Here is a 2,925-nt window from a genome sequence, read left to right as displayed (position 1 = left end):
GTTTACGTCAATTACGACAATCTACCAGCAGATCAAATTCAATATGTGTTTACGACTTTGTTTGAAATGATGTTGAAAAATGAATGGATTGACTTGTTGGTTGGAACACAAAGCCAGGATTTTGGTCGAGAGGCCTATATAAAACAGATACTAGAAGGCTATCTCTCTCTTAAGCAAGAGTATGAACAAAACTTGATTTTCGTTGATAAGGAAAAAAGGGCGAGAGGTGAAAATCGAGTTCTTGATGATGAAGAGGAGCCCGTCCGCGAACGGATTGATATTGAGACTATTCATAGCGACATTGATTTGGTTAAAGTCTTGAAGTACGTTCGTATTATACTTGATTTAGGGACTCCGGCTGATGTACTGACTCAGATTGCCGGCATTAGTGGAGGGATCCCTCAGGTTAACTTGTATAGTTCTTCTTATGTGAAGCATGGAGAAAATGGTTGGATTCTAGATGATATTTCAGATTTTGAAGAGGCACTCTTATACTACCTCACAAACTTAGAACATTGGAATCAATCTCTCGTTCACTCAGTCAAGAAGATTGAACAGTATACAAGGGGTGAGATTGTCGATATGTGGAAAAATACCATAAAGGAATTAAAAGGAAATGAAAAAAATTAGTGTTCTGCAAATTGCTGATGAAAATTGGCAGGAGCAATATGAAATTCCTAGTAATATAAAATGGACATTTGTCAAACCAGAAGACATCGTCTCTTTATTGCCAGAAGATATCGGGATCTTAAATAGAGAAGTTGAGGCGGAAAACGGGAAAAAGAAGAAAAAAGTAGACAAACCGTTTGATGTCGTGTTAGTAGATACTGCTGAATATTTAGAGTATGTCACTATCTTGGATCAGAAAATTCAGGTTTACCGTCTGTTCTATCATGAGCGTTGTCAAATCACTACGAAAACATTGGAACGATTTCTTTTGCGCAAAAAAGCTGTGAAAACAAATTTTGAAAATCCAGAGCAGATGCTACATATATTTTCACGTGGTTTTTTCTCTAAGCAAAATGGAACGAAACTAAGTGTTAATCATCTAGTCGCTGCACCATCTTTTGAGGGTCAAATCAGCTACGAAGGGACAAACTACCTTCGTTTGTGTGGCCGATATGGCGAGGATTATCAGACCATTGCGACCTATCAACATAATGTTTTTCTGAGTGGGGAGATGCCCTTAGATCTGTGGCCTGAGTTCAGGGTTTCAGAAGGTTGTTCGATCCGCTACGTTGTTAAAGGTTTTCCAGCTGGAAATTCTCCTATGCAAGAATGGATTTATGATGAAACGAGCTTTGATCGATCTCTGACGTTAGATGTAAATGATTCGTATTATTTGAGTATCAGTATTCAAGCAAAAGGACAAGGAATTGTAAAACTTGGTCCCTGCCACTATCGAGACTCCCACCTAGGCTATGGAGACTTGTTAGTCGGAGGAAAACGAATTAGCGATAAAAATAGAGAAGAGCTGATTTATTTCTTCCATCCAGGAGATTTGAAACCACCGTTGAACATCTATTTTTCAGGGTACCGGCCCGCAGAGGGATTTGAAGGATACTGGATGATGAATAATTTGGGGTCGCCATTCTTACTGGTAGGGGATCCACGTTCAGAGGGGGGAGCTTTCTATCTTGGCTCGGAGGAGCTAGAACAAAAGTTGCTCCGAGTGGTTCATAACTGCTTGGATGAACTCGGTTTTACGACTGATCAACTGATCTTGTCAGGGCTATCAATGGGAACTTTTGGTGCTCTATACTATAGTTCTAAATTAGAGCCTCATGCCGTCATTGTCGGAAAACCTCTCGTTAACTTGGGGGATATGGCAGAAAATGAGTCAACTATTCGTCCGGGAGGATTTCCAACGTCACTGGATTTGGTGTACCGCACAATAGGAGAATTATCAAGTGAAGCTACAGCTCAGCTTAACGAACGTTTCTGGACAGCTTTTGAGTCAGCTGATTTCTCAAGAACAAAATTCATTATCTCCTTTATGTATCAAGATGACTATGATATGTCGGCCTATCCCGATATGTTGGATGAGTTAGGACAGCGAGATTACCGCGTCAGCGTTATCAGTAAGGGATTGACTGGACGACACAACGACGATACACAAGGTATTGTCGAATGGTTCTTTAATCAATATAAAACGCTATTAATGAATAGTTTTGAAAGGGAGTTTAAATCGTGAGATACAAGGAAGAAGTCTATTTTGCTTATTGGGATATTCAAAGCGTATCTCAGTATCTATACGGTTCATCTGTCAAACTGTTAGACGGTGGTCATGTTTTGTATGAAAACCAGTTTATGCCTTCGGGGACGGTCATTCATGAATGGCACTCGCGGGCAAACTATCAGGCTTTACGTAATACGAGTCAGCTTCCTGAATTGAAACGTGGACAAAACTATATCTTTGGCAGTCATATAGAAACCATCCCAGAAAATTCGACGTACTTAAAGATTGAATTTATGGATGCTCAAGATGAAGAAATTTCGAATCAAATCATTAAACAGGGAGAGAGTGTGAGCGTATGCGTTCCGGATAGTACACAATACTATAAAGTGCAGTTAGTTAGCTCGGGTTGCCATCGCTTCCTATTTGAAGGGATTTATGTTGCTGAGGAGCAGTTAGCGGATTATACAGTGGATCGCTATTGGATATCTGATTTGCTTCATGAGGATTCCGAGAAAGAAACGATGTACGTTTGTTTTACAGAACCTGAACTCAATCGAACAGGTTTTATTCCAGAACGTGTTCGTGAACATTTCTCAAATGTATTGATTGTTAATTCGTCTTATAGAGAAGCGCTCCTATACATGGAGGAACGTTTTTACGAAACCTTGCTTGAAACGATTGAAGAATTAGCGCAAGAGCATCTTTTTGAAAAAGTGGCTTTTATTGGTTACGGAGCAATTTCTAAT

Annotated in this window: 3 protein-coding genes; all 3 read left to right on the top strand. The window is 39.7% G+C overall.

All coding sequences use genetic code 11. The annotated features are described in order from the left end of the window. A partial coding sequence (gene asp1, locus SORDD16_RS11435) for an accessory Sec system protein Asp1 (protein ID WP_241733928.1) occupies window positions 1–630 on the top strand: 630 nt, incomplete at its 5' end. Next, the gene (gene asp2, locus SORDD16_RS00060) at window positions 617–2,194 is read left to right on the top strand and encodes an accessory Sec system protein Asp2 (protein WP_061451856.1); all 1,578 of its coding nucleotides are present in this window, start codon (window positions 617–619) and stop codon (window positions 2,192–2,194) included. The genes asp1 and asp2, both read left to right, overlap by 14 nt. Then, window positions 2,191–2,925 (top strand): accessory Sec system protein Asp3 (asp3, locus tag SORDD16_RS00055; RefSeq protein ID WP_241733927.1); only part of this gene is annotated, 735 nt, incomplete at its 3' end. The genes asp2 and asp3, both read left to right, overlap by 4 nt.

The sequence above is a fragment of the Streptococcus oralis genome (assembly GCF_001578945.1).
Lineage (GTDB): Bacteria > Bacillota > Bacilli > Lactobacillales > Streptococcaceae > Streptococcus > Streptococcus oralis_Q.
Note: the sequence above shows the minus strand (reverse complement) of the source record. Positions and strands in the feature narration are given on the sequence as shown.

Coding starts and splice junctions, on each gene's coding strand:
- asp2 (WP_061451856.1), top strand. CDS start 617: ATGAAAAAAATTAGTGTTCTGCAAATTGCTGATGAAAATTGGCAGGAG.